This window comes from Bradyrhizobium sp., from assembly GCF_049581145.1.
In the GTDB taxonomy this organism is placed as follows: domain Bacteria; phylum Pseudomonadota; class Alphaproteobacteria; order Rhizobiales; family Xanthobacteraceae; genus Bradyrhizobium.
The window spans coordinates 1-2,013 of sequence record NZ_JBAURI010000983.1; the positions used below are offsets into that span (position 1 = coordinate 1).

At 64.7% G+C, this 2,013-nt stretch carries 3 protein-coding genes; 1 reads left to right on the plus strand and 2 read right to left on the minus strand.

The features are described from left to right. Positions 1-183: 183 nt before the first annotated feature. Positions 184-597, plus strand: coding sequence for a YybH family protein (locus tag WCB02_RS32050; protein ID WP_423964551.1), 414 nt, complete (start codon positions 184-186; stop codon positions 595-597). Positions 598-684: 87 nt separating this feature from the next. On the opposite strand, the gene WCB02_RS32055 is transcribed toward WCB02_RS32050, so the two are convergent. After that, positions 685-1,005: a hypothetical protein gene (locus WCB02_RS32055; protein ID WP_423964553.1), complete on the minus strand. Its 321-nt coding sequence runs from the start codon at positions 1,003-1,005 to the stop codon at positions 685-687. A 12-nt stretch (positions 1,006-1,017) separates the two neighbouring features. Then, the gene (locus WCB02_RS32060) at positions 1,018-1,869 is read right to left on the minus strand and encodes a fumarylacetoacetate hydrolase family protein (RefSeq protein ID WP_423964555.1); all 852 of its coding nucleotides are present in this window, start codon (positions 1,867-1,869) and stop codon (positions 1,018-1,020) included. Positions 1,870-2,013 lie beyond the last annotated feature (144 nt).

The following is a 2,013-nucleotide window of genomic DNA, read 5'->3' on the forward strand; positions in this document are numbered from 1 at the left end:
TGGAAGCTTCTCAATCTGACCTACGCGCCCGCGGCGCCTCAGTAGAGCGCGCCGACGCAGTTTCAGAGCCTCCCGCCGGGCGCGTTCATCAAGACGACGATTCGCCCCCTAAAGCAACGCGAACAGGCGTTATTCAAACTGGAGGGAACAATGCTTCACCGAAATCTGTTGTTTTCGTCGTGCTTGATCGGCGCCGGCCTCATGCTTTGCGGGCCGGCTCATGCCGCGGACGATGCGGCGGCTATCTGCAATGCGGCAATCAGCGCCTACGGCGCCGCTGGCGCGAGCGGTGATCCCGGCAAAATGGCGGCGGTCTTCGCTCCCGATGGCGAGCTCGTCTCACCCTACGGATTCCTTGCCGGACACGACGCGCTGGTCAAGTTCTATGCGTCTTTCATGAAGCCCGGCGACAAGGACGTCTTCACCGTCGCCAGCGCGCGCATGATCGGCGACGTGGCGTTGTGCACGGGCGGCATCACCTTCAAACCGGCCTCGGGCGCAAGGGAGTCGAAGGGCTTCTGGACGAGGGTGCTCGGCAAGGTGGACGACGACTGGAAGCTTCTCAATCTGACCTACGCGCCCGCGGCGCCTCAGTAGAGCGCGCCGACGCAGTTTCAGAGCCTCCCGCCGGGCGCGTTCATCAAGACGACGTGCGTTCCTAAGGGATAACGGTGATGGGCGCCGTCAAGGCCCCGCGGCCCGAATTCTTAAGGCCAATCGCACGATCGCGCGAATGACGCTTTCGACAATGAGGCCCGCGAGATAGGCAAGCGCGGCGCCAAAGACGCCCGCGGCGGCGACCCTCCCGCTCATGTCGCCGCCGAATGCGTAAGACCCGCCATTCAGCGCCCGCATGGTGAGCGTGAAGGGCAGGGCGGCGAGCGTGAGCGGGAGGTCGGCGAACCAAGTCCCCGAGCGCCTCACATAGTCGACATAGAGCGCTAGGAACGCCAGTCCATAGAGGGCGGCGAAGACGACGCCCGCCCACGACCACAGGCGCTTCATCGGGCCTTTAGCTCAATCGGCCTTCCACGCTATGACGCGCTGGGCCTGCCGTCCGAGCCCATCGATCCCGAGCGCCATCGTGTCGCCGGCCTTCAAGAACCGCGGCGGCTTCTTGCCTTGACCGACACCGGGCGGCGTGCCGGTGGTGATGACATCGCCGGGTTCGAGAGCGATGAACTGCGAAATATAGGAGACGAGCGTCTTGACGCCGAAGATCATCGTCGCGGTCGAACCGGTCTGCATCCGCTCGCCGTTAACGTCGAGCCACATGTTGAGCGCCTGAACGTTCTCGATCTCATCCGGCGTCACGAGCCACGGCCCGAGCGGGCCGAAAGTCGGAGCGCTCTTGCCCTTCACCCACTGCCCGGACCGCTCAAGCTGGAATTCGCGCTCCGACACGTCGTTGCAGATGCAATAGCCGGCGACATGGGAAAGCGCCTGGGCTTCGCTCACATAACTTGCGCGGGAGCCGATCACGATCGCGAGTTCAACCTCCCAATCCGTCTTCATCGAGCCTTTCGGGATCACGACGTCGTCGTTCGGTCCGACGACGCAGTTGGGGGCCTTGGTGAACAGCACCGGCTCCTTGGGAACCGGCATGCCCGATTCGGCGGCGTGGTCGGCATAATTGAGGCCGACGGCGATGAAATTGCCGACCCGCCGCAGGCACGGTCCGATTCTCGGCACGCCGCGCACCGCGGGCAGGGATTCGGGCTTGAGTTTGGCCAAACGTGCGAGCACGCGCGGCGCAAGCGTGTCAGCGTCGATGTCCGCCACCACCTCGCTGAGGTCTCTGAGCTTTCCGGCCCGGTCGACGAGCGCCGGTTTCTCCTTGCCCGCCCTGCCGTATCGCGCGAGTTTCATCACCCCTCCCCAATTGAAGCCGCCCGAAGCCGGGCCGGAACAGGTCGCGCGGCGCCGTTTGGCCGGTCGATCAGGGCGTAACAAACGCTTGCAGCGCCGCCTCGTCAATCCTAGCGGGTCGCCTCCCCACGAACTGTTGACCAG

Coding starts and splice junctions, on each gene's coding strand:
- WCB02_RS32060 (WP_423964555.1), bottom strand. CDS start 1,869: ATGAAACTCGCGCGATACGGCAGGGCGGGCAAGGAGAAACCGGCGCTC.
- WCB02_RS32055 (WP_423964553.1), bottom strand. CDS start 1,005: ATGAAGCGCCTGTGGTCGTGGGCGGGCGTCGTCTTCGCCGCCCTCTAT.